The organism is Nocardia sp. NPDC050408 (assembly GCF_044458905.1).
In the GTDB taxonomy this organism is placed as follows: domain Bacteria; phylum Actinomycetota; class Actinomycetes; order Mycobacteriales; family Mycobacteriaceae; genus Nocardia.
Window position 1 is genome coordinate 73,637 of sequence record NZ_JBITIL010000020.1, and the last position, 22,741, is coordinate 96,377.

The 22,741-nt window shown below is 66.1% G+C and carries 13 protein-coding genes; 5 read left to right on the forward strand and 8 right to left on the reverse strand.

The window, feature by feature from the left end; genetic code table 11:
- Nucleotides 1–207 precede the first annotated feature (207 nt).
- Nucleotides 208–939, forward strand: coding sequence for an alpha/beta hydrolase (locus ACIBJI_RS35935; RefSeq protein ID WP_397087759.1), 732 nt, complete (start codon nucleotides 208–210; stop codon nucleotides 937–939).
- A 10-nt stretch (nucleotides 940–949) separates the two neighbouring features.
- Here ACIBJI_RS35935 and ACIBJI_RS35940 read toward each other — a convergent pair whose 3' ends face one another.
- The 6 genes from ACIBJI_RS35940 to ACIBJI_RS35965 form a co-directional block, all read right to left on the reverse strand.
- Nucleotides 950–1,075, reverse strand: coding sequence for a hypothetical protein (locus tag ACIBJI_RS35940; RefSeq protein WP_397087761.1), 126 nt, complete (start codon nucleotides 1,073–1,075; stop codon nucleotides 950–952).
- A 197-nt stretch (nucleotides 1,076–1,272) separates the two neighbouring features.
- Complete coding sequence (locus tag ACIBJI_RS35945) at nucleotides 1,273–3,279, reverse strand: protein kinase (protein ID WP_397087763.1); 2,007 nt, start codon at nucleotides 3,277–3,279, stop codon at nucleotides 1,273–1,275.
- Between the two features lie 72 nt (nucleotides 3,280–3,351).
- Nucleotides 3,352–4,005, reverse strand: a complete 654-nt coding sequence (locus tag ACIBJI_RS35950) for a response regulator transcription factor (RefSeq protein WP_364357916.1) — start codon at nucleotides 4,003–4,005, stop codon at nucleotides 3,352–3,354.
- 38 nt (nucleotides 4,006–4,043) lie between these two features.
- Entirely contained in the window at nucleotides 4,044–5,417 is a 1,374-nt protein-coding gene (locus tag ACIBJI_RS35955) for a sensor histidine kinase (RefSeq protein WP_397087765.1), read from the reverse strand.
- Nucleotides 5,418–5,545: 128 nt separating this feature from the next.
- A complete protein-coding gene (locus tag ACIBJI_RS35960) occupies nucleotides 5,546–12,718 on the reverse strand; it encodes an SDR family NAD(P)-dependent oxidoreductase (RefSeq protein ID WP_397087768.1) in 7,173 nt (2,390 codons plus the stop codon).
- Nucleotides 12,719–12,776: 58 nt separating this feature from the next.
- Nucleotides 12,777–14,372, reverse strand: coding sequence for an acyl-CoA carboxylase subunit beta (locus ACIBJI_RS35965; RefSeq protein ID WP_364357854.1), 1,596 nt, complete (start codon nucleotides 14,370–14,372; stop codon nucleotides 12,777–12,779).
- A gap of 575 nt (nucleotides 14,373–14,947) precedes the next feature.
- Between ACIBJI_RS35965 and ACIBJI_RS35970 the strand changes: the two genes are divergently transcribed.
- The 3 genes from ACIBJI_RS35970 to ACIBJI_RS35980 all read left to right on the forward strand — a co-directional run bounded on the left by ACIBJI_RS35970 (nucleotide 14,948) and on the right by ACIBJI_RS35980 (nucleotide 18,613).
- Nucleotides 14,948–15,337 carry a hypothetical protein gene (locus ACIBJI_RS35970; RefSeq protein WP_364357851.1) on the forward strand — a complete coding sequence of 130 codons (390 nt, stop codon included), beginning with the start codon at nucleotides 14,948–14,950 and terminating at the stop codon, nucleotides 15,335–15,337.
- 70 nt (nucleotides 15,338–15,407) lie between these two features.
- Nucleotides 15,408–16,124 (forward strand): ABC transporter ATP-binding protein, encoded by a 717-nt coding sequence (locus tag ACIBJI_RS35975; protein WP_397087790.1) that lies wholly within the window; start codon nucleotides 15,408–15,410, stop codon nucleotides 16,122–16,124.
- A complete protein-coding gene (locus ACIBJI_RS35980; protein ID WP_397087770.1) occupies nucleotides 16,121–18,613 on the forward strand; it encodes an FtsX-like permease family protein in 2,493 nt (830 codons plus the stop codon). Before ACIBJI_RS35975 ends, ACIBJI_RS35980 begins: the two co-directional genes overlap by 4 nt.
- Nucleotides 18,614–18,802: 189 nt before the next feature.
- Here the strand turns inward: ACIBJI_RS35980 and ACIBJI_RS35985 are convergent, their stop codons facing one another.
- Nucleotides 18,803–20,866 (reverse strand): protein kinase, encoded by a 2,064-nt coding sequence (locus ACIBJI_RS35985; RefSeq protein ID WP_397087772.1) that lies wholly within the window; start codon nucleotides 20,864–20,866, stop codon nucleotides 18,803–18,805.
- A gap of 263 nt (nucleotides 20,867–21,129) precedes the next feature.
- On the opposite strand from ACIBJI_RS35985, the gene ACIBJI_RS35990 reads away from it, so the two are divergent.
- Nucleotides 21,130–22,017 carry a hypothetical protein gene (locus tag ACIBJI_RS35990; RefSeq protein WP_364357842.1) on the forward strand — a complete coding sequence of 296 codons (888 nt, stop codon included), beginning with the start codon at nucleotides 21,130–21,132 and terminating at the stop codon, nucleotides 22,015–22,017.
- Here ACIBJI_RS35990 and ACIBJI_RS35995 read toward each other — a convergent pair.
- A complete protein-coding gene (locus ACIBJI_RS35995; protein ID WP_040693694.1) occupies nucleotides 22,014–22,679 on the reverse strand; it encodes a response regulator transcription factor in 666 nt (221 codons plus the stop codon). The two genes, ACIBJI_RS35990 and ACIBJI_RS35995, sit on opposite strands and share 4 nt — an antisense overlap.
- Nucleotides 22,680–22,741 lie beyond the last annotated feature (62 nt).

Below are 22,741 nucleotides of genomic sequence, written 5' to 3' on the forward strand. Positions count from 1 at the left end.
TCTGCCCCTGGGACGGAGCCAGCGCCACCGCAAAAACCCGTTGGCGGACCATGGCCGGCCACTGCTAGCCTTCCGGAAGCCGTGCCAGAGAACGAGGAGGTGGTACCCGTGAACGCAGTATCTACATGGGTGCTCCCCTCTGGGGTCACGGTCGGGCGATAGGTCGTCCGGGAGCGCCGCTCGAGAGCACTCCCGAAAGGCAAGACCATGCAATTCACTTCTGAACAGCGCCTCGACGACGGCGTCCTCGAACGCGAATTCACTCTCGGCGAGATCCCCGGCATCCTGTGGACGCCCGGATCCGCATCCGCCCCGGCGCCGCTGATCCTGGTCGGCCACCCCGGCGGACTGCACATGATGTACCCGCGACTGGTGGCCCGGGCCCGGCACGCCGCGGCGGAGGGCTACGCCACGGCCACCATCGAGCTCCCCGGGAGCGGTGACCGGCCCCGTTCCGCCGCCGCCGAGCAGGCCCGCGCCGACCTGCGCCGGGCGCTGCAGGCCGGCGAGCCGGTCGACGACGAGATCGTCGACCGGCTCGTCCTTCCGCTGGTCGAAAAGGCGGTCCCGGAATGGCGGGCCGTCCTGGACGCCCTCCTTTCGTTGCCCGAGATCGGCGGCCCGGTCGGGTACTCGGGAGGGGTGATCGCCATCGGCGTCCGGCTGGCGGTGGTCGAGCCGCGCATCTCGGCCGCCCTTCTGTTCGCCGGGAGTTTCGTGCCCCGCACCATGTTCGAGGAGGCCCGGCAGGTCACCATTCCGCTGCAGGTCCTGCTGCAGTGGGACGACGAAGGAAACGACCGGCAACTGGCCCTGGACCTGTTCGACGCCTTCGGCTCCAAGGAGAAGACGCTGCACGCCAATATGGGCGGGCACACCGGCGTCCCGCAGTTCGAGGGGGACGACGGGAACCGGTTCTTCGCGCGGCACCTGAAGTGAGGCCGGGCCGTCAGGCCGGCAGCAGACGATAGGAGCGCTCGGCCAGGACGCCGCTCATCGAGGACAGGTCACGGCCCTCCTCGATGGCGGTGGCCAGCAGTTGCACAACCGCCCCGATCGCGGCGGTACCGGCCATCGGCGGTACCCGCCGGTCGGGGCGGCGCGCGTCTCCGGATCGACGTCGGTGAAGATCCCGCCGGTGATGACGTCCAACGGTCGCCGCCCACGGCAGTCAATGCACTGTAAGTAGCCGCTCATCAAGCGTTTCTATAACAGCATTTCGGCCAAATCCTATGGACACGAACTCATTTCGTGTTCGCCGCGGTTGCTGTGTCAGTAGACGTAGACCACCGCGTTTTCACCGCCGGTGCAGGTGACCAATTGTCCGTCCGCGACGCAGTTCATGGTGTAGGTGCGGCCGGTGACGGGACTTGTCGCGACCACTGAGCGCGATGAGCGTGAGACGTTCGTGGCTGCGGATTCGGCGTAGGCCTTGCGGACGGCTTCCGCGAAACCGCAACTGGTGACCGAGGATCCGGTGGCCGATTGGGTGAAGCTGCCTGAAACGGGTTTGCCGTTCGCGCAGTTCGTCGCGCCGGCGGGCAGGGTGACCGAGGTGGGCGCGGCCTTGGTGGTCGAGGTCGACGGCGATGTCGTCGAACCGCCGGTGGCGGCCGTCGTGGTCACCCGCGCACCCGCCTGAACATTCGAATCCTCGGATTTACCGGAGCCGAGCACCTGCCAGCCGATGGCACCGCCGACCGCGAGCACCACGATGACGAAGACGGTGACCATGATCGGCAACAGGACCGATCGCTCCTGCCGATACGGATCCGCGGCGGGATCCTGCGCGTAGTAATCGTCTTCGTAGTCGGGCGCGACATGGGCCTGCGGCGAGTATTCGGCCGGTTGCGGCGAGGGCCGGTAGGGGTTCGGCGCCGCATGGGCGGGACCGCGCGGCGGCTCGAATGGCGGTGCGCCGGAGAAGGGTTGCGGCAACGGGACCCGGCGCGTCTCCGGAGCAGACGAATCCTGTTGCGCGCCATACTGTTCCGGATACTCCCGCGCCGGGTACCGGCCCTCTGGGTAGTGCGATTCCGGATACCGCTGAGTCTGCTCGGCCTGCGACGGCTCCGAATACTGCGGTTGTTCCGGAAACCGCTGAGTCGGCGGTGCCGCCGGATCACCCGCGTACCGCGGCAACGGCAAGTCCTGCGGAAACTCCGGCGGGGACTCCTCGTACAAATGCGCATCGGGAAACGGCCGCACCTGCCGACCGACCCCGGGCGTCCGGACCGGCGGACCGGCGGGCGGCTGCGGCGGCAACGGCGTGAACTGCAGATCCGCGGGCGAGACCACTGTCGGCGCGGTTGGATGGATGACCGCGGGAATCGTTCCCGTCGACTCCGCGGGCGTCGCCGGACTGCGGTGCACCACAGCCTGATCCGACGGCCCGCGCGAGGGATCGGGCGGCCGCACGATCAAGGTCGGCATATTGGCGGCGGGTGCGGTGCCGAGTGCGGCCCTGGCCGCGCGCGCCAGATCGGTCGCGGTCGGGAAACGATCGGCCGCCTCCTTGGCCATGCCGCGGGCGATCACCTCGTCCATCGCCGCGGGCACTCCCGGTCGCTGCACGCTCGGTCGCGGCGGCGGTTCGGTGAGATGTGACCGGATCAGCACACTCATGCTTCCGGCCGGGAACGGTGTTGCCCCGGTGAGGCATTCGTGCAGAACACAAGCGAGGGAGTAGATATCGGCGCGACCGGTCACCGGTCCGGAATCGAACCGCTCCGGGGCCATATAGGTGTAGGAACCGATGGCCGTGCCCGCCTGGGTCATCGCGCTGTCGCCCTCGGTGTGGGCGATGCCGAAGTCGACCAGATAGGCGAAGTCCGCCTCGGTGACCAAGATATTGGCCGGTTTCACATCGCGGTGCACGAGACCGTCGGCGTGCGCGGCGTCCAGGCCCGCCGCGATCTGCTCGATGATGCCGATCGCGCGCTCGGCGCTCATCGGCCCCTGATCGCGCAGTATTTCGCGCAGGTCGGTGCCGGGCACCAGCCGCATATCGATGAACAGCACACCGTCGATCACGCCCCAGTCGTGGATCGGGATGATGTGCGGTTCGGCCAGGCGGGCGGCCGCCTGCGATTCGCGCCGGAAGCGCACCTGGTAGATCGGGTCCCTGGCGAGTTCATCGGACAGCAGTTTGACCGCGACCACGCGGTCCTTCACCGTGTCGTACGCCTCGTAAACCTCGCCCATACCCCCTTTGCCGAGCAGCGCTCGGAGCTCATACGGCCCGAAACGACTGCCGACTCTCCATCCAGGTCCGTCCACCCCGTCATTCCTCCACATCCCGGGCAAAGATCGCCCATCACCAGCTCCGGGTATGCGCGATCCGGCTGCCCGTCAACCCGTGGATTGTCCTGGTGCAACCACCCCGTGGTCAAACGCAAACACGATCGCGGCGGCCCGGTCCCGCAGCTCCAGTTTGCCGAATATATGTCCGACATGGCTCTTGACGGTGACTTCCGAGATGCTGAGGTCGCGTGCGATCTCAGCATTGACGCGGCCGCGGCCGATCAATTCTAGTACCTCGTACTCGCGCGCCGTGAGTTCGGCGAGTCGGCTGTCGTCGCGGGTTACGGCGGGACGAACCGTCCGGTATGCCGAGAGCACGCGACCGGTGACCGACGGGTCCAGCCACGCTCCGCCGACGGCGACCGTGCGGACCGCCCGGATGAGATCCTCCGCGGGCGAATCCTTCAGAATGAATCCGGCCGCCCCGGCGCGCAGCGCGCCTGACAGCAGCTGGTCGTCGTCGAAGGTGGTGAGCACCAGCACCGGCGGTGCACCGTCTCGCGCACGCAGCATGCGGGTCGCGTCGATGCCGCCGACGCGCTTCATGCGCAGATCCATCAGCACGACATCGGGCCGGTTGGCCGCGATCGCGGCGGGCACCTCATCGCCGTCGGCGCATTCGGTGACCACGAAACCGTCACGCCGCCGCAGAATGCGCCGCAGCCCGCCGCGGACGAGTTCCTGATCGTCGACGACCAGCACGGTGACCGGCGCTTCGCCACCGGCCGCAGCCCCTGTCGTCACGCGCCCTCCCCCAGCGCACCGTCGCGCCGCATGTCACGCACCGCACTCGCGGCTCCGTGGATCACGTCGGGCAGCCCGCACGACATCGACCAGGCCCGCGCGCCGCTCAGTGGGAATTCGGCTCGCACCATCCAGCCGTCGTCGTAGGGCCCGGTCTTGATGCGGCCGCCGAGCAGTTCGGCGCGCTGGCGCATACCGGACAGTCCCATCCCATCGCCGAGATCCGGCGGCAATCCCCTGGGCAGCGAGTTGTTCACGATGAGCCGGGCCACCGACGAGTCCACCTCCAACAGCACGGTCGCGGTCGCGCCGGGCGCATGTTTGATCACATTGGCCAGGGACTCCTGGCCGATCCGATAGAGCGCGAGCCCGACCGCCGCGGATACCGCGGACAAATCCTCGGTACGGGTGTAGCGAACATCCAATCCGGCTCCGGCGAAGTCGCCGACCAGGTCATCGATATCGCGGATTCCGGGCTCCGGAACAAGTTTGGACGGCCGGGCATCGAGCAGGCCGATGGTGCGGCGGATATCGGCCATGGCCTGTCTGCCGAGTCGCTCGGCGTCGACCAGCGCGTCCACCGCTTCGTCCACGTCGCGGTCGGTCTGCAGTGCGTGCCGGGCGGCGGTGAGATGCAGCAGGGTGATGCTCAGCGAATGCGCGATGACATCGTGCACCTCGCGCGCGATCCGGCTGCGTTCCGCGTCGGCGGCACGTTCGGCCCGGATCTGCTGGCTCTGGCGTTCCTGATAGAGAAATTTGCGCTGATACTGCAGCATGACGCCGACCAGCCAGCCGAGTGCGATCCCGACGATGTACATCTGCAGCCCCTGCAACCGCTGACCCGTCACGCTCCACACCAGGTGACCGGCCGCATCGAAGGCCATCAACTCGAGCACCGCGATCACCGCGAACAATGCGCTGAAACGTTTTCGCACAATGGCCGCGACCTCGCCGACCATCACCACCAGGATGAACGGGGAGAAGTCCGAAGATACCGGCTGGGTGAGCATTATGGCCGTCGCGACCAGACCGGAGACCGCGAGCAGGATCGGGCTCGGTGTCACACCGAAGAAGCAGAACAGCGGCACCGAGCCGAAGACCAGGATGAGCGCCAGAATCGGCAGCGCGGTCGGAAAATATTCGTGCCGCTGGACGATCGCGCCGACACCGACCACGAGCAGGGCCGCATCGGCGCTGATCATCACCGACGGCGGGTAGTCGAACGGCAACTCTTCGAGATTGCGACGCAAGACCGCGACCGGATTGCGTACGAAAGCCACGAACCGATCCCGGACGCGCCCACTCTCGCGGAACGGTATCGCCGGTTGGGCGCCCGCCGACGAGCCGATGGCGTGGGTCACATCCATCCTGCAAGGCTAACCGCCAGGTCGGGGCCGGTGCATCGTGCTCGGAGCGGGCAGCGGCTCCTACCGCGGTAGGAGATCGATTCGCGTCCCTGGCACGAAGACACCGAATTTCGCCGTGGGCGTGAGATCTACCGAACGCCGGAACAGCTATCCGGCCCGGATGGCCCGGCTGTGGAGCGGGATTGTCGTTCGAACGTTTTCGTCAGCTGTTCGATCAATTCCGGGAGGTGGTTTCGGAGATAGAAGTGATCCCCTTGGTAGACGTAGGTTGTTACGGGACCGGTCGTCTGCTTATCCCATCCCGCCAGATGCTCGGGCTTGCAGAGCGGGTCATCGTCGCCGGTGAACAGCACAACAGGGCAGTCGAGCGGAACCGATGCGGCAGTGTATTGATAACCGCGGTACATGGTGTAGTCGTAGCCCAAGGCCTGTGTGGCTCGTTCGAGCAGACTGGGTTCCTGCCTGATTTCCTGCGGTATGAAGGCCAACGCCTCCAGAGCCTCCGGACTCGGGTGACGGAAAAGGCGTTCCGACAGTTGGGCCATTCCTGGGCCGTCGGGTGCCGGTACGGCCGAAATCCCGAGCGTCACCGGAGTGATCGTGTGGCCAACCCACAGCGCACGAGCGGTCTCGAACGCGAGCAGGCTACCGCCGCTGTGCCCGAAGAATGCGAACGGACGACGATCCGGGTCCGCCGCGATCATTGCCGCGAGTTCTTCAGCCAGTGCGAACAGATCGCGCCGTGGTTCCTCGTCGGCCCTGTCTTCGCGTCCAGGCAATTGGACGGCGTGCAACTCGACATGCTCGGGAAGCAGATCACTCCACGGCAGGTAGGTCGATGCCGAACCTCCAGCGTGTGGGAAGCAGAACAACCGTGTCGCGGCGTCGGGCCGTGGCGCAAACGTCTTGAACCAGCGTCCGGCCGCGACGACGGTGTCGGTAGGAACGGCATGCGTCTGCTCATCGTCCGTCCCCGCCTCCAGATCGAGGCGTTCCAGGAGATAGTCGACCAGCTCGCCCGCACTGGGATGCGTCCACACGATGGTGGCGGGGATCTTCACCTGCAGGTCCGCTTCGAGCCGGTTGCGCAACTGGAGCGCAGTCAGCGAGTCGAATCCGAGGTCGGACAGCACCGTCTTCGAGTCGACCGAGACACTGCCGAGTCCGAGTATTGTCTGCATGCACACACCGAGGTAGCTCAGCGCGAGCCGGATCCGCTCATCGGGCGCGGCGGTCCGCAGCCGGGAGTTGATGCCGTCGTTGCTGCTCACGTCGGATTCCCCCGCCGCTCGCTCCGGCATGTCGGCGAAGAACGGAGATTCGGCCGCACCGGGAGAAGCGTGGAACCAGTGTTCGGGGTCGTAGATGAAGACGCCCGCATTGGTCCGCTCGTGGTCGATCAGATCCGCCAGGCAGCGCAGACCCTCGGCGGTACCGAACGCCGCGTACCCGTGCTGGCCCAGCTCCGTTGCCCGGCCGGCCTCTCCCCACACGCCCCAGTTGATGGCTTGTGCTGGCAGCCCACGCGCCCGTCGCCATCTGGCGAAAGAGTCGAGCCAGTCGTTCGCGGCGGCATAGTTGCCCTGTCCCGGGCTGCCGAGAAGCGAAGCCACCGAGGAGAACAGCACGAACCAGTCGAGCGGTAGCTCACACGTTGCCTCGTGCAACCGCCACGCGCCGGTCGCCTTCGGCCTCCATACCCGGTCGAGCCGGTCGGCACTCAGCTGGCTCAGAGCACTGTCATCGAGGACCGTCGCCGCGTGCAGTACCCCGGACAAACGCCGCCCGTCCGCCGTTGCCGCCGTGACGAGTCGTTCGGCGACACCAGGTTCGGCGATGTCGCCGCGGACGATCTCGATCTGCGTACCCGCTGCGCGAATGTCGGCAAGCACGGCGACAGCCGATTCGGAAGGCGCCGATCTGCCATTGAGCACGATCCGGCCGGCGCCGCGGTCGGCGAGCCAACGGGTGATTTCCAGGCCGAGCCCGCCGAGCCCGCCAGTGACGACGTAGCTCGCGCCTTCGCGGACGACCGGCGTGCTGCCCTCCGGAGCCGCGACCTCGATCTCACCCTCTTGCGGAACCGTCAGGATCAGCTTGCCGATGTGCTTGGCGGCCGCCATATATCGCAACGCGGTGGCCGCCTCGGTGAACGGAAATTCGGTACACGTCGGCGGGTCGATACGACCAGCGGTGAACTCCCGCACCAGTTCGTTCAACAGATCCCGGATCAGAGGCCGCCGTTCTCGTCCGAGGACGGCCAGATCTACGGCGGCCACCGTGACGTTGCGGCGCAACGCCAGCAGTCCCAACTTGGCGTTGGCGTAGATATCGCGTTTGCCGATCTCGAGGAATCGCCCGCCGAGATTCAGCACTTCCAGGCCCGCGAAGAGTGCGGGTCCGGATAGCGAATTCAGCACGACGTCCACTCCTTCGCCGCCGGTGGCAGCGCGGGTCTGGTCGACGAAGTCCAGTGACCGGGAGTCCATCACGTGCTGCACGCCGAGTTCGCGGAGGTAGGAGCGCTTGCGATCGCTGCCCGCCGTGGCGAGTACTTCCGCGCCGAGCGAGCGCGCGATGGCGATCGCGGCCAAGCCGACTCCACCGGTGCCCGCGTGGATGAGGATTCGATCGCCGGCACCGAGGCGGGCGATCCGGCTCAGCGCGTACCAGGCGGTCAGGTAGGCGGCGGGCACGCCGGCCGCCTGAATGTCGGTCATCGCTTCGGGCACGGGAACAACAACTTCCGCGGGCATGGTGACAAAAGTGTCGGCCGTGCCGTCGTGGAATGCCATGACCCGATCGCCGACCCGCACGTGGCGCACTCCAGGACCGATATCGGTGACGACACCGGCGCATTCCAGGCCGAGTCGGCCGGAGGTGCCGTGCAGGTCGGGGAACATGTCGAGCATGTGCATGACGTCGGCGAAATTCAGGCCGATGGCCGTGGTCCGGATCTCGACCTCACCGTGCCCCGGGGCGCGACGCGGTCGGGCGACTACGCCGATCGTGTCCAGATCACCCGCGCGAGCGATGTCGAGCGAGATCCGGTCACGACCGTACCGCTGGATCCGCTGTGGCCGTGTTCGCCAGGTTTCGTCGCTGATCCGAACGTTGACCAGCCGAGCCGCCCAGCGTTGTCCGCCTCGCCATACGATCTCGTCGTCGGGACCGTCGGCGAACAGCTCGGCGACGAGATCGCGCAGGTCGCTTGTGCCCGGCTCCACGTCGATCAAGGTCGTGCGCAGACCCGGGTGCTCGCACATCGCCACCCGGCTCACACCGCGCAACCCAGCGTGCCCGAGGGTAGGCACCTCGTGTCCGGCGATCGCCTGCGCACCTCGAGTAATGATCCACAGCCGAGGTGTGCCGGTCTCGGACTCGGACAACAGCACGGTCAGATCGATCAGACGCATCACCTCGTCACGGCACAAGTCCGCGAGATCCGGCGCTGCCGAAGCCGATGAGGTCGCGAAGAAGACGACGTCCGTCACGGAGGTGAGCGCGCTCGTCACTGCTGGCGCGGGCGACGACGTACCCGACGCTCGGGCGTTCAGCAGTGTCGCGGTCGCTCCGGACGCGGTCAGTTCGGCAGACAGAGCCGCCGACAGTGGGTTGTCGTCGTCACCGAGTAGCAGCCATGTCCCGCGTGCACTGGCTGTCCCTTCCAGCGGCACAGATGTCCACCGGATCTCATGGAACAATCGCTCGTGCCCGCGGGTGGGTGTCTTCCGCTCCATTGGCGCGAACCGCACGTTGGTTGCCTCGGCCAGAACGGAGCCGTCCGCCGCGAATATTCGCAGCTGACCGATCGCGCCGTCCGCCGAAGCCGAAACAAGTGCCGCCTCGCAATATGCTGCCGCACTGGTTGCGGCGTAGACCCGCAGTGATCCGACACCCACTGGGAACAGCATCCTGGTACCCGCACTACCGGTGGCAGCAACTGCCGAGATGAGCAGAGTCTGCAGGCAGGCATCGAACAGGACCGGATGCAGGCTCACCGGGCCGACGAGGGCACGGGCGGCGGGCGGCACAGCGACACGCGCGAGCATCCTCCCGTCCCCGGCGCGGCGCAGACTCTCCAGTCCGGCAAACGCTGGGCCATGGTGGTAGCCGTCCGCGCGAAGTTCCGCATAGCGGCCCTCGACGTCGATGTTCTCGGGATAGACCGCATCCAGGGCAGCCGGATCGACCGGCTCGAAACCGATCCCCTGAGGCAGGTACCGCAACTCGGCGGTCGCGTGGGTGATCCACTCGTCGTCGCCATCACCCTTGCTGACCATCTCCACGATCGCGGTGTGATCGCCGCGTGGACTGAGCGAGGTGTGGAGCGTGGTGTGTTTGCGCACCGGCAGTAGCCGGACGAATCTGATGTCGGACAGCTGTACATGCTCTACGGCGCAGTCGAAGAATTCGATTCCGGCTGCCAGCGCCGTCTCGCAGTACACCGCTCCCGGCAGTACCGTGACGCCTTCTACTCGATGATCGGCGAGCCATGCTTGTGCCCCGGTACCCACATCGACCTGCCACAGATGCCTGCGCCCGGCCTCGGGGACGACTGTGTGTATACCGAGCAGCGGTGGCCGAATCTCATCCGCCACCTGTCGCGCCGGGTGCGGCAGCGGCAGATCGATCCAGTGGCGGATCCTGTTCCATGTGGTCGCCGGCGCTGCGACGAGGGTTCCGCGCCCATGACGCCGGCCGAAGTCGATGGGAACACCGACGCGGTACAGACGGGCCAGCTGGCCGGTGATGGTGCGCAAATCGTCGTTGTCGCGGCGAATGGTATGCGTGACAACCGCATCGACGTCGATCTCCTGCAGGGTCTCACGCATCGCGTGTCCGACTAAGGGGTGTACCGAGACTTCGAGGAATACGGCATGCCCATCCTCGGCGGCCGCCTGCACCGCATGGGCAAACCGGACCGGTTTGCGCAAATTATCCGCCCAGTAAGCGCCGTCGAACAGCACGGTTTGCCGCGGATCGTCGGTGACGGTGGAGTAGAACGGCACAGTGGGCCGTTTAGGCCGGATATCGGAGAGCGCTTCGATCAGCTGAGGAGCGTAGGGGTCCAGATGCGGTCCGTGTGCCGCCACGTCGGACGCGACGAATCTGGCCATCAGCCCACGCCGCTGCCAGTCCTCGACAATCTGTCGCACCGGTTCCGGGCCGCCCGCGATCACGGTGGCACGCGGTGACGAGATGACCGCCACCGTAACGTCGGCGGCCCGACGCAGTTCCTCCTCCACCTCCTGGTGTGGAAGGTCCACCGATGCCATGGCACCGGTGCCCGCCAATGGAACCAGCTGGGCGGCGCGGCGGCAGCTGACTCGCACGCCGTCCGGTATGGACAGGGCACCGCAGACGACCGCGGCTGACACCTCGCCCATCGAATGCCCGAGTACCGCCGCCGGTCGCAGACCAAGGGACCGCCACACCGCGGCGAGCGCCACCTGGGTGGCGAACAGGGCGACCTGCACGCGGTCGATCTCGGTGACCACCGTCGGGGCGCCCAGCGTCTCGGACACCGAGAAGCCGGCCTCCGCGGCTACTAGTGGCTCCAGTTCGGCGATCGTCGCGGCGAAGACCGGATCCTCGTCGAGCAGTCGACGTCCCATACCCGCCCACTGCGAACCCTGCCCAGAGAACACCCACACCGCCCCTTCGGCGGCGGTTGCGCGAACAGTGTCGCCGAGCGAATCGTCCTGGTCATCGCCCGCGGCGACTCGGTCCAGCCCGTCGATGAGCTCGTCCACGGACTCGGCAACCACACCCGTCCGAGACCGGTGATGCGAACGTCGCACCGCGAGCGTATGCACCACATCGCCCAGTTCGACCCCGTCGCGGTTGTCGGTGAGCCAGCGGGACAGCCGCGCGGCGGTCGCACCGAGCATCCCTGGCGCCGTCGCCGAGAGCGGCACCAAGACCGGACGCGGTGTGGAGTCGGTCGCCGTCTCGGCGGTGAACGGGCCCGTGTACTGCTCCAGAACAATGTGAGCGTTGGTGCCGCTGAATCCGAACGACGACACTGCTGCCAGCCGCGTCGGCGCGTCCACCGGCCACTCGGTCGGCTCGGTTGGCACGAAGAAGCGGGTGCCGTCCGGAGAGATTTTCGGATTCCACTGCTGGAAGTGCAGATTCGGCGGGATGACACCGTGCTGGAGCGCGAGAACGGCTTTGATGAAGCCCGCGATCCCCGAGGCCGATTCCAGATGGCCGATATTCGATTTCACCGAACCCAGCGCGCATAGTCCCGCGCCGCTGCCGTAGATCGGCGTCAGCGCGCGGAATTCGATCGGATCGCCGACCTGGGTCCCAGGGCCGTGGGTCTCCACCAGCCCCACCAGGCCGGGATCGATGCCCGCCTGTGCGACCGCGGCAGCGTAGACCATGCGCTGGGCATCTTCGGAAGGGTGAACGAGTCCCTGCGATCGTCCGTCCTGGTTGATCGCGGAGCCGCGAATGACCGCGAGCACCCGGTCACCGTCACGTTGCGCGTCCGAAAGCCGTTTGAGAACAACGATTCCGACGCCCTCACTGCGCACCAGACCATCAGCGCGAGAGTCGAAAGCATGACAGCGCCCGGTGGGTGAGAACATCCCCCACTGCGTTCCGGAGAGCATGAACTCCGGGGTCAGCATGATGTTCGCACCACCGGCCAGCGCGAAATCGGATTCCCCGGTTCGCAGGCTCTGAACGGCCAGATGGGTAGCGACCAGCGATGACGAGCAGGCGGTGTCGATGGCGACACAGGGGCCGTGCAACCCGAGAACATAAGAGACCCGCCCTGCCGCGGTGCAGTGCACATTTCCGATGGTCGCGGCATAGGCATCGATCGCGTCGTAGTGCGTGCCGAGGCGGACGGAGTTGTCCTGGCTCCACAGTCCGACGAACACACCACCCTGGGATCCCGCGACGTCGCGTGGTGGGATGCCGGCGTGTTCCAGTGCTTCCCAAGAGGCTTCCAGCAGCAGCCGATGCTGCGGGTCCATCGACGCGGCCTCCGCGGGAGAGATACCGAAGAATGCGGCGTCGAAGCCGGTGATGTCGTCGAGTGTGGCCGACCAACGAGTGTTGGAGCGGCCTCGCACCTCTCGATCGGGGTCGTAGAAGGCGTCGACGTCCCACCGGTCGAAGGGTCCCTCACGCACCGGGTCCCGCTTCTCGATGAGCAGCCGCCAAAGATCGTCCGGCGACTCGACCGAACCCGGCATGCGGCAGGCCATCCCAACGACCGCGATAGGTTCGTCCAGTCGCCGCGGCTCGTCCATCAGCAGATGTGCGATGTCACCGATCACCATCGGCATTTCCTTTCAAACAACTACTCCGACTGGTACCGGCGCAACAAGGGGGGTTTCTCTACAGTGGTATGTTTCCGTGCCGCTTCGGATGCGACGGCTCGCGCTTGTCGTTCATGATGGAAAGTGCGGCTGCAATATTCGGCCGCGTCTCGGATGGCGCGATCACCGCATCGACATATCCGCGTTCAGCGGCTCGATAAGGCGTGCAATGGGTTTGGTCGTATTCGTCGATCAGCTTGCTGCGAACAGCTTCGGGATCCGCTGCGTCGATGATTTGGTCGCGGTGCAGAATATTTCCTGCGGCCGCCGCGCCCATCACGGCGATCTCGGCGGTCGGCCAGGCGAAGCAGATATCCGCGCGCAGGTGCTTGGAGCCCATGACAACGTACGCTCCGCCATAAGCCTTACGAATAATCGTGGTGATCTTCGGAACCGTGGCCTCCGCGTAGGCGTACAGCAGTTTCGCACCACGTCGGATGATGCCATTCCATTCCTGGTCGGAGCCGGGCAGGAATCCGGGTACGTCGACCAGTGTGACGATCGGGATATTGAATGCGTCGCAGGTGCGCACGAATCTCGCGGCTTTCTCAGATGCGTCTATGTCCAGACATCCGGCGGATTTCAGTGGCTGATTTGCCACGATCCCGACCGAAGTCCCGTTGATCCTGCCCAGACCGCAGATGATGTTCGGTGCGAACAGTTGCTGTACTTCGAGGAAGTCGCCATCGTCCACGATGGCATCGACCACCGCGTACATGTCATACGGCTGGTTTGCGGAGTCGGGGACCAGCGAATCCAGCGTGGACCCGGCCCGGCTCTTCCCCGCGGCATAGACGGGCGGGAGACTGTAGTTGTTGCCTGGCAGGTAGGACAACAGATCCCGCACATAATCGATCGCGTCTTCCTCGTCCTCAGCGAGATAGTGCGCATTGCCAGAACGAGAGTTGTGCACCTGAGCGCCGCCGAGTTCCTCGAGCTCCACCCGCTCGCCCACGGCGACGGCCAGTACATCGGGGCCGGTGACGAACATATGTGATGTCTTGTCCACCATCACGACGAAATCGGTGAGCGCGGGCGAGTACGCCGCGCCTCCAGCGCACGGGCCCATGATGATCGAAATCTGCGGAACGACACCCGACATGCTGACGTTCCGGAAAAAGATCTCACCATAGAGCGCCTGCGCGACCACCCCCTCCTGGATTCGCCCACCAGCTCCATCGTTGATGCCCACCACTGGACAACCCGCCTTGGCGGCCAGATCGAGGATCTTGCAGATCTTTTCGCCATGCACCTTTCCGAGCGTGCCACCGAAGACGGTGAAGTCCTGGGCGAACACCACAAGCGGCCTGCCATCCACGGTGCCATGGCCGATGATCACGCCGTCGCCGTTCGGATGGTCGTCGACATCCGAATCGGTCGAATGGTTCCGTGCGAAGGCATCGAGTTCGACGAAGGAACCAGGATCGAGCAGAAGCGCAATGCGTTCCCTGGCAGTCTTCTTGCCACGTGAACGTTGCCTGGCAACTGCACGCGGCGTTCCAGGGGATCTGGACCGGGCTGTCAGATCATGTAACCCGGCGAGCTTCGCCGCCGTTCCATACCAACCCTTGCCAGGCTCGGTCGTGTGCCTGTCCGCGATCGGATTGTTGGTCACCATGAACGACTTTCCGGGGTCAGAGATAGCGAGCAGCGAAGATTTTTCGCCATCGAATCGTGGGTCGCGACGGTATCGATCCGAGCCGATCCGGTCAAGCCCGCCGAGGCGTGCTGTATCAGGGCGGTCACCGCTGATCCGGTTGTCGGTCGGGCAGTGAATGCTGTGCACGTGGTGTCCTGTTCTGCGGATTCGGTGCTGTTGGTGGCGGGGCGAGGATTGGGCCGGCTCCAGGCCGACGTAGCGGCGGCCTTTCGAATTACCGAAAAATCTTTAATATCCGTTGACAAAGCGCGCCGGCACCGCGACCGCGCCGACCTGACCACGCTCGCGTCTGCTCGATGTGGTTCACATCCGAGCTGATCGTCGCGTCCGACAACCCGGCCGACGCTCGCGCAGCACGAACCCGGCCAGCACTCGGTCTCCAGCGACACCAGGTCGGAGCCGGTGCCTCGTGCTCAGAGCGGGCCTCGGCTCCTACCCCGGTAGGAGATCGATTCGCGTCCCTGGCACGAAGACACCGTATTTCGCCGTCCGTAGCGTGAGATCTACCAAATCACGGAAGGACATATGCGATGTCCGATCATTTCGAGCGGCCTGCGAACAATCGCTACGGCGAACATTTCGAGCGACCGAACAGTCGCAATGGATGGGAAGATCATCACCGTCGAACCGAGATCGTGCACACCGTGCTCACCCGCGCGGCGATCGATCCGGCAAGTCCCGACCTGTTCGCGGAGATCCCAGAACTGGACCGGTTGTTCGGCGGACCGGAGGGCCTCTTGCTCGCGTTGCGATATCGGTGGAATATCCATCTCGACGCGAAATTGGAGCAGGCGCTGGTGCAGGGCCAATCTGCGGTGGAGGCCTATCTCGAACTCGCCGCCGAACAACCGGTCCTGCGAGCCGTCCTGGACGCGCAACGTCGCCGCCGAGTTCAGGCAGCCGAGGCGATGGCACGATAACGCACCGGTGCGCCACTGCGGTGCGCCACAATCCAAGATCGGATAGTTGAGAAAGAGGGTGGGGACCGCCATGTCGGACCAGGCCATGCTGGAACTGACCGATATCACCAAGGAATATCGCGTCGGTGACCAGGCGGTGCGCGCACTGGACGGCATCAGCCTGCGCATCGAATCCGGTGAATTCACCTCGATCATCGGACCGTCCGGCTCGGGTAAGAGCACGCTGCTGCATCTGCTCGGCGCACTCGATACCCCCGACTCCGGGTCGATCCGCTTCCAAGGCGAGGAGATCGGCGGCCTCGATGACGAGCGGCAGTCCGAATTCCGCCGCCACCGCGTGGGTTTCATCTTCCAGTTCTTCAATCTGCTGCCGACCCTCACCGCCTGGGAGAATGTCGCGATTCCGAAGCTGTTGGATGGCACCGGATTGCGCAAGGCCAAACCGCGCGCACTCGAACTGCTCGACATGGTCGGGCTGAGCGAGCGCGCCGCCCATCGGCCCGCCGAATTGTCCGGCGGTCAGATGCAACGGGTCGCGGTGGCGCGGGCATTGATCATGGATCCGCCGCTGATCCTGGCCGACGAACCAACCGGCAACCTGGATTCCAAGACCGGTGCGTCCATCTTGAAACTGCTCGGCGATATCGCGGGCAACGGTAATTCGGTGGTTATGGTGACCCACGATATGGGTGCTATCGAATATTGCGACCGGGTGATCACGTTGCGCGACGGGCAGATCGGCTCGAACGACAAGGTCGATATCGCCACGCGGCCGGTGCGCGCATGATCGGCGCGGCATGGGATCGGCTGCGGCTGTTCAATATCGGTGAACTGCTCGCCCACCGCGGCCGCACCCTCATGTCACTGACGGTGATGTCCATTTCGGCATCGCTGCTGGTCGCGGTGTTCAGCATCTCCGGTTCGGTCACCGGTTCGGTGGACCGGCTCACCCGCAGTCTCGGCGGTAAGGCCGTGCTGGAGGTCACCGGGATCACCGACGCGGGCTTCGATCAGCAAGAACTGCAACGGATCGCGACCACTCCCGGCGTCGACAAGGCGGTGCCGATGTTGCGCGCGCAGGTCGGATCCGGCGCTGATAAGGCACTGTTGATCGGCGCCGACACCAGCATCACCGCACTCGGCAGCGATCTGGGCGGGCCGATGGCCGCGCAGGCGAGCAAGTTGCTCACCGTGCCGAACGGTGTCCTGGTCGGATCCGGGATGGCACGCGCCGAGGGTGAACAATTCCCGTTCGGCTCCGGAACCGTCACCGTCGCAGCGGTTCTCGACAAAAAGGCCTCCCAGCAACTCAACGGCGGCCATATCATTGCCGCCCCGCTCGGGCTCGCGCAGAAACTCACCGACCGCGTCGGGCGGCTGGACTCGATTCAGATCATCGCGGCGAATGGCACCGATGTCGACCAATTGCGCGAGACGCTCACCAAGGTGGTCGACGGCCGGGCCGTGGTCGCCGATCCCGGGCTGCGCACCGCACAGGCCGGTGGGGCCATTCAGATCGTGCGGTACTCGACGCTCATGGCCTCGGCGGCTGCCCTGATCGTTTCGGCATTCCTGATCTACAACGCGATGAGTATGGCCGTCGCGCAACGCAGGCCGGTGTTGTCCATGCTGCGGGCGATCGGTGGCAAGCGCGGGCCGATGGTGCGTGATCTGCTGGTCGAGGCGGCGCTGCTCGGCGTGCTCGGCGGAGTCGGTGGCTCGGTGGTCGGTGCCGCCATGGGTGGCGTCGCGATCGACAAACTTCCCACCGCCATCATGCAATCGGTGGAGGCGCGCACCGAATACATGGTGCCCGGGTACGCGATTCCGATGGCGATCGGCGCCTGTGTGGTGGCCAGTGTGCTGGCGGCCGCCATCGCGGCGCGGCAGGTATACAAGGTCGAACCGATCGAGGCGCTGGTGCCAGTGGGGGTGGCGCGCACCGATTCGACGAGTGCCGCGCTGCGCTGGACCTCGATAGTGCTCGGCGTCGGCCTCATCGTCGGCGCGATCGTCATTGCCGAGGCCGATCTGGGACGCCTGTCGCTGGCGTCGATCTCGATGTCGTTCGCCGGAGCGGTCACACTGTGTTTCACCGCCACCGGACCGATCGTGCGGGCCGCCGCGGCGATCGCCGGACGCTTCGGCGCACCGGGCACGCTCGGGGCCACCACCCTCGAACGCGCACCGCGTCGAGTGTGGGCCACCGCGATGACGGTGATGATCGGCGTATCCGCCACCGTCGCGATGGGCGGGGGCTCGCGCAATATGGTCGATTCGGCCACCGCATCCTTCGCGGGCTTCAGCGACACCGATCTGTTCGTCAGCACCAGCTCGATGGAGCAGTTCCCGACGGGTCCGTTGCTGCCCAGTGGGTTACGCGAGAAGATCGCCGAGGTGCCCGGGGTCGAGGAGGTCGGGCCCGCGCAGATGGCCTTCGCCACTCTCGGCACCGGGCGGGTGATGCTGCAGGGCTATCCGAGCGAAGCGGACGAATCCGAGACGGGCTCGGTGAGTCGAGAAGTCATGGCCCACTTGGCCGCCGGGGGAGGAGTAGCTATCTCGCGGGATGTCGCGCGATCGCTCGGCGTCAGCGCCGGTGCCGAATTGACCCTGCCGACCCCCACCGGCAATCACACCGTGCGGGTACTGGACGTGATCCCGTACATCTCAGCCATCTCTGGTGTGGTCGTGATGAATCTCGACCAGTTGCGCGCGTGGTACCAGCGACCGGGCGAAACCGTGCTCGCGGTGCATTTCCAACCGGGTGTGGACAAGTCCGCGGTACAGGCCGCCGTGCGGCGCGTGGTGCCCGCGGATATCCACGTCGACACCGGCGCGCAAGCGGTAGTCGCCATCTCCTCCAGTCTGCGGCAGGGATCGGCGATCAGTTACGCCATCCTGTGGATCGTGGTGCTGGTGGCCACCGTGGCATTACTGAACACCCTGATGCTCTCGGTTCTGGAACGCCGCCGCGAACTCGGCGTGCTGCGCGCCATGGGCACCAGCCGCAAATTCCTGCTGCGCTCGGTGCTCGCCGAGGCCGTCGGCATCGGATTCATCGGCGCGGCACTAGGTCTAGCGGCCGGCGCGGCCATCCAGTATCTGGCGACCGTCGCGGTCGGACATGCGCTGACAATCGACATCACGTACCAGCCGAGCCCGATGCTGCTGGTGTACGGCACCGCCGCATTGGCATTGGCGCTGCTCGGATCGATTCCGCCTGCATTGCGTGCGGCACGGATGCCGATCGTGGAGGCATTGGCGGTCGACTGAGTTCTATCGGTCCGCCGTGGGCAGCCCGACCAGCTTGTTGGGCAGGCGATTACGGCCGCGAATTGGCCCACGACGGCGAGCACGAACGGAGCCGCCGTCGATCGACTTCGTCTGAGCGCCCCGTCGTCGAGTCAGCTGCTCACGTGCCGAAGTTCCCAGGCGGCACCAAATCACCTGTCCAGCGGGCGATTACAGGGGTGCCGCATCCCACCACGCGGTTAGTGCGTCCTGGGCCGTGGGGGTCGGCGGCACGGTTTGGACTCCGCCGGCGGTGCCGTGGTTGTTCACGTACACCAGGAAATTCGCGCGGGCGGGGTCGGATTCGAAGCTCACCACCAGTTTGGCTGTGTGGTAGAAGGGCTGGAGGGGGCCGGGCGGGTCTTCCACGGTCCAGCGGTGCGTGTTGACCGGGATTCCGCTTTTCTTACCGGCCGTTGCGACATTGGCGGGTAGGGCCTGGACCACGGCTCGAGCGTCGGCGGCGGAGGCGTATTCGAGGATGGTGTAGCTCATCTGGGCGGTGGTCTGGGTTTCGCGGTGGCATTCCCATGCGGTGATCCAGGGACTGGATTTCAAGGGTTCGTCCTCGATCACCAGCGGCTCCCCTGCCGCCGATGCCATGCAGCGCGCGTCTTGATAGGCCTCGCCGAAGTCCTCCTTGCCCTGCGGCACCAGATTCGGAAACAGCCTGCGGCTCTTGGCAAGAGCATCGGATGCGGCGGCCGCTGTGGTGGAGGTACCGGGTGGCGGCACGGCGGCGTCGGGCGGGCCTTGCGACTCCCAGCCGACGACCACGAGCGTGCCCATTACGGCGATCACCGCGACCACGATGCCGACGGCGATCCAGCCGACCAGCACCGCCGTGCTCCGGCGGTGGTCCGGAGCCGGTTGCGCGCCAACGGCATTCGGCCCGAATGGGGGCGGTGCCGCACCGGGCGGCAGCGCAGACGGTGGCTGTTGGGTCGGCTGACCCTGTATCGGTGGCCCCTGGGTCGGGTGGCCCGGAATCGGTTGGCCCTGCGCCGCTGAGGCCTGCATCGGCTGGCCCTGCGCCGGTGGCCCCTGTGTCCCCTGTTGAGGCAGAGCTGCCTGCTGCAGTGCCGCCGGATACGCCGCAGCTTGCGGTGGGCCCTGCGTCGCGGGTGCGCCCGGCTGCTGCACCGGTGCCGCCGGGTAACCCGCGGCCTGCGGCACCATCGGCTGCTGCGCCGGTGGATAGGACTGTGGCGCACCATATCCAGCGGGCCCGACCGCCTGCGTCGACTGCAGGAAGGCCCCCTGATCCGCAGGCGTAGCGAATCCCGGTGCGGGCGGCCCGGATCCAACGGGCTGTCCCGGATACACCGGCGGGAAGCCAGGATTCACCTGCACGGTGGCAACCGGCGGTGCGGTCAGTGCCTTCCGGGCCGCGGCAGCGAATTCGACACACGTCGCGTACCGGTGTTCGGGACGTTTGGCCATCGCCTTGGCAAGCACCCCGTCCAGCGCGGGATTCAAACCCTGCCGTCGGGCCGCCAAGGGCGCGGCGACATGTTGCAGATGCCCGCGAATGATGTCGTTCGGATCGGGCGCGTCGAATGGCGCCATGCCGGTGAACAGCCAGTACAGCGCGCACGCCAGCGAATATTGATCGGTGCGATTGTCCAGCTCGGCACCGGTCATCTGCTCCGGCGAGGCATAGGACAGGGTCGCGCTGAACATGCCGGTCTGGGTCAGGTGGGTGGAGTCCTCGCGCAACCGGGCGATACCGAAGTCGGTAAGGAAGACCCGCTCGCCCTGCCCACCGCTGGAACGAGCCAGCAGGAAGTTGGCGGGCTTCACATCCCGATGCAGCACACCCATGCCGTGGGCGTAATCCAGTGCCGACGCGACACCCTCGATGATCTGCACCGCCCGCTCCGGCGGCAGCGTCATCGGGTCGACGGTCGCCGCGTCGACGCCGTCGATGTACTGCATGGAAATCCAGAGCTGATTGTCCTCGGAACCGCGGTCGTAGACGGCGACGATATTCGGGTGGTCCAGATGCGCGGCCAGATCGGCCTCCCGCTCGAAGCGCGCACGCACCTCGGCGTCGGCGAACAGCTCCCGATTCAGCAGCTTCAGCGCCGTCTGCTTACCGAGTCGGGGGTGTCTGGCCAGGTATACCGAGCCCATCCCCCCCTGGCCGAGCAGCCGCTCCACGGTGAACCCGGCGAACACCTCACCGCTGTTCAGCAACGCGACCCCCTTCAGGTGACTGCGGCCATCGGACATCGGTCGTCCGAGCGCGTAAACAGAGTTGTGAGCCTACCGGGTAGCCCCTTGGCCACGCCGTTTCGAATTCTCCGGGAAAATCGGCGAAACTATCAACAGGGCGTCATCACCGTGTCCGCTGCTGGCTCGACGCGGTGATGATCGCGCGACGCCCGGTCACCGACCGGGCGGGTGTGACGAGGATGTTTTTCGCACCGCCGATGGAACAACGGGTGTCTGGTTGTGGTGGTGGGGAGAACGCGGCGGTGAGGTCTACAAGAACGATGGTGAATTATCGGGTGGCGCTGCGCGGCGCGGCACTCACGGTTTTGGTCACACTCACCTCCTGTTCGTTCTTACCCAGTGCGCACGACGCACCCGCGGAACCGGCGCTGCCCGTCGAACGGCCCGGTTCCTGGCATCCCGGCTGGTCGATCTCGCGGCCCGATTCGCTGGCCGCCGATTTCACCCAGCTGCAGCCGAATCTGCTCGGGCAGGTCGGGATGGCGATCATGCCGGTCGGGGGCGGCCGAATGACCATCTTCGGCGACTGGACCAGCGGCATCGCCTGGTCCACCATCAAGGTGCCGCTGGCCATCGCGGCGCTGCGGCACGACCCGACCGGCGTCGTCGAATACGCGCATGAGGCGATCACCGTTTCGGATAACGATGCGGCCGAAGCACTCTGGCAGTCGCTCGGTGACGGTGAAGAGGCCGCGCGGGCGGTCCAGGGGGTCCTCGACGAGGCCGGTGACGCACTGACCAATGTGTACGGACCGAAGACAAATCTGGACTACAACGCATTCGGCGCGACCGAATGGACGCTGGCCAATCAGGTTCGTTTCGCCTCGCAGCTGCCGTGCCTGCCCGAATCCGCCACCGTGGTCGAGCTGATGGAACAGATCACGCCGGAACAGCGCTGGGGCCTGGGCACCATCGAGGGCACCGAATTCAAGGGCGGCTGGGGGCCCGACGACGAAACCGGCGTCTACACGGTCCGTCAGTTCGGCATCGTGCCGACTCGATCCGGCGGTGTCGCGGTCGCGCTTGCGGCACAGGCCGATTCGGGCACCTTCGAGGATGCGACCGCCCTGCTCGACCGGCTGGCCCGGCTGCTCTCGCGACATCTCGACGATCTCAACGGCGGTAAGTGCCAGCAACAGCCGCGCTAGCCCGGGGTGACGAGACCGGATTCGTAGGCGAGCACCACCGCCTGCGCGCGGTCACGCAGATTCAACTTCGAAAACACCTTGGAGACATGGGTTTTCACGGTCTGCTCGGCGACGAAAAGTGCGGTGGCGATCTCGGTATTGGACATACCCTTGGCGATCAACTCCAGCACCTCGCGTTCGCGCGGAGTCAGTGACGCCAGCGCCGGCGTGGGTTTGACGCGGCTCGCACTGCGACGACGGGTGACATCGGCGATCAGGCGGCGGGTGACCGTCGGGGCGAGCAGTGCCTGCCCGTCGGCGACCACGCGCACCGCACGCACCAACTCCTCGGCGGGCGCGTCCTTGAGCAGGAAGCCGCTGGCGCCGATGCTCAGCGCCTCGTAGACGTAATCGTCGATATCGAAGGTGGTCAGCATGAGCACCCGCACCGGCGGATCGAAGCCAGCGGCGAGGATGGCGCGTGCGGCGTCGAGTCCGTTCATCTCCGGCATGCGCACATCCATCAGCACCACATCCGGGCGCAGCCGCTTCGCCTCGGCGACGGCCACCTTCCCGTCCGGTGCGTCACCTACCACACTGATATCGGATTGGGCGGCGAGCAGGGCACCGAAACCCTGACGCACCATGGCCTGGTCGTCGGCGATCAGAACAGTGATTGCCAGCTCATCCGCCTCTCCGCGTATTCAGGCCATACCAGTCAGGCGCGTCATCGGTAGCGTTCAGG

What these genes read in the sequence shown, in the direction of transcription:
- ACIBJI_RS35935 (WP_397087759.1), top strand. Translation starts at nt 208, where the DNA reads ATGCAATTCACTTCTGAACAGCGCCTCGACGACGGCGTCCTCGAACGC.
- ACIBJI_RS35940 (WP_397087761.1), bottom strand. Translation starts at nt 1,075, where the DNA reads ATGGCCGGTACCGCCGCGATCGGGGCGGTTGTGCAACTGCTGGCCACC.
- ACIBJI_RS35955 (WP_397087765.1), bottom strand. Translation starts at nt 5,417, where the DNA reads ATGGATGTGACCCACGCCATCGGCTCGTCGGCGGGCGCCCAACCGGCG.
- ACIBJI_RS35960 (WP_397087768.1), bottom strand. Translation starts at nt 12,718, where the DNA reads ATGGTGATCGGTGACATCGCACATCTGCTGATGGACGAGCCGCGGCGA.
- ACIBJI_RS35970 (WP_364357851.1), top strand. Translation starts at nt 14,948, where the DNA reads ATGTCCGATCATTTCGAGCGGCCTGCGAACAATCGCTACGGCGAACAT.
- ACIBJI_RS35975 (WP_397087790.1), top strand. Translation starts at nt 15,408, where the DNA reads ATGTCGGACCAGGCCATGCTGGAACTGACCGATATCACCAAGGAATAT.
- ACIBJI_RS35980 (WP_397087770.1), top strand. Translation starts at nt 16,121, where the DNA reads ATGATCGGCGCGGCATGGGATCGGCTGCGGCTGTTCAATATCGGTGAA.
- ACIBJI_RS35985 (WP_397087772.1), bottom strand. Translation starts at nt 20,866, where the DNA reads ATGTCCGATGGCCGCAGTCACCTGAAGGGGGTCGCGTTGCTGAACAGC.
- ACIBJI_RS35990 (WP_364357842.1), top strand. Translation starts at nt 21,130, where the DNA reads ATGGTGAATTATCGGGTGGCGCTGCGCGGCGCGGCACTCACGGTTTTG.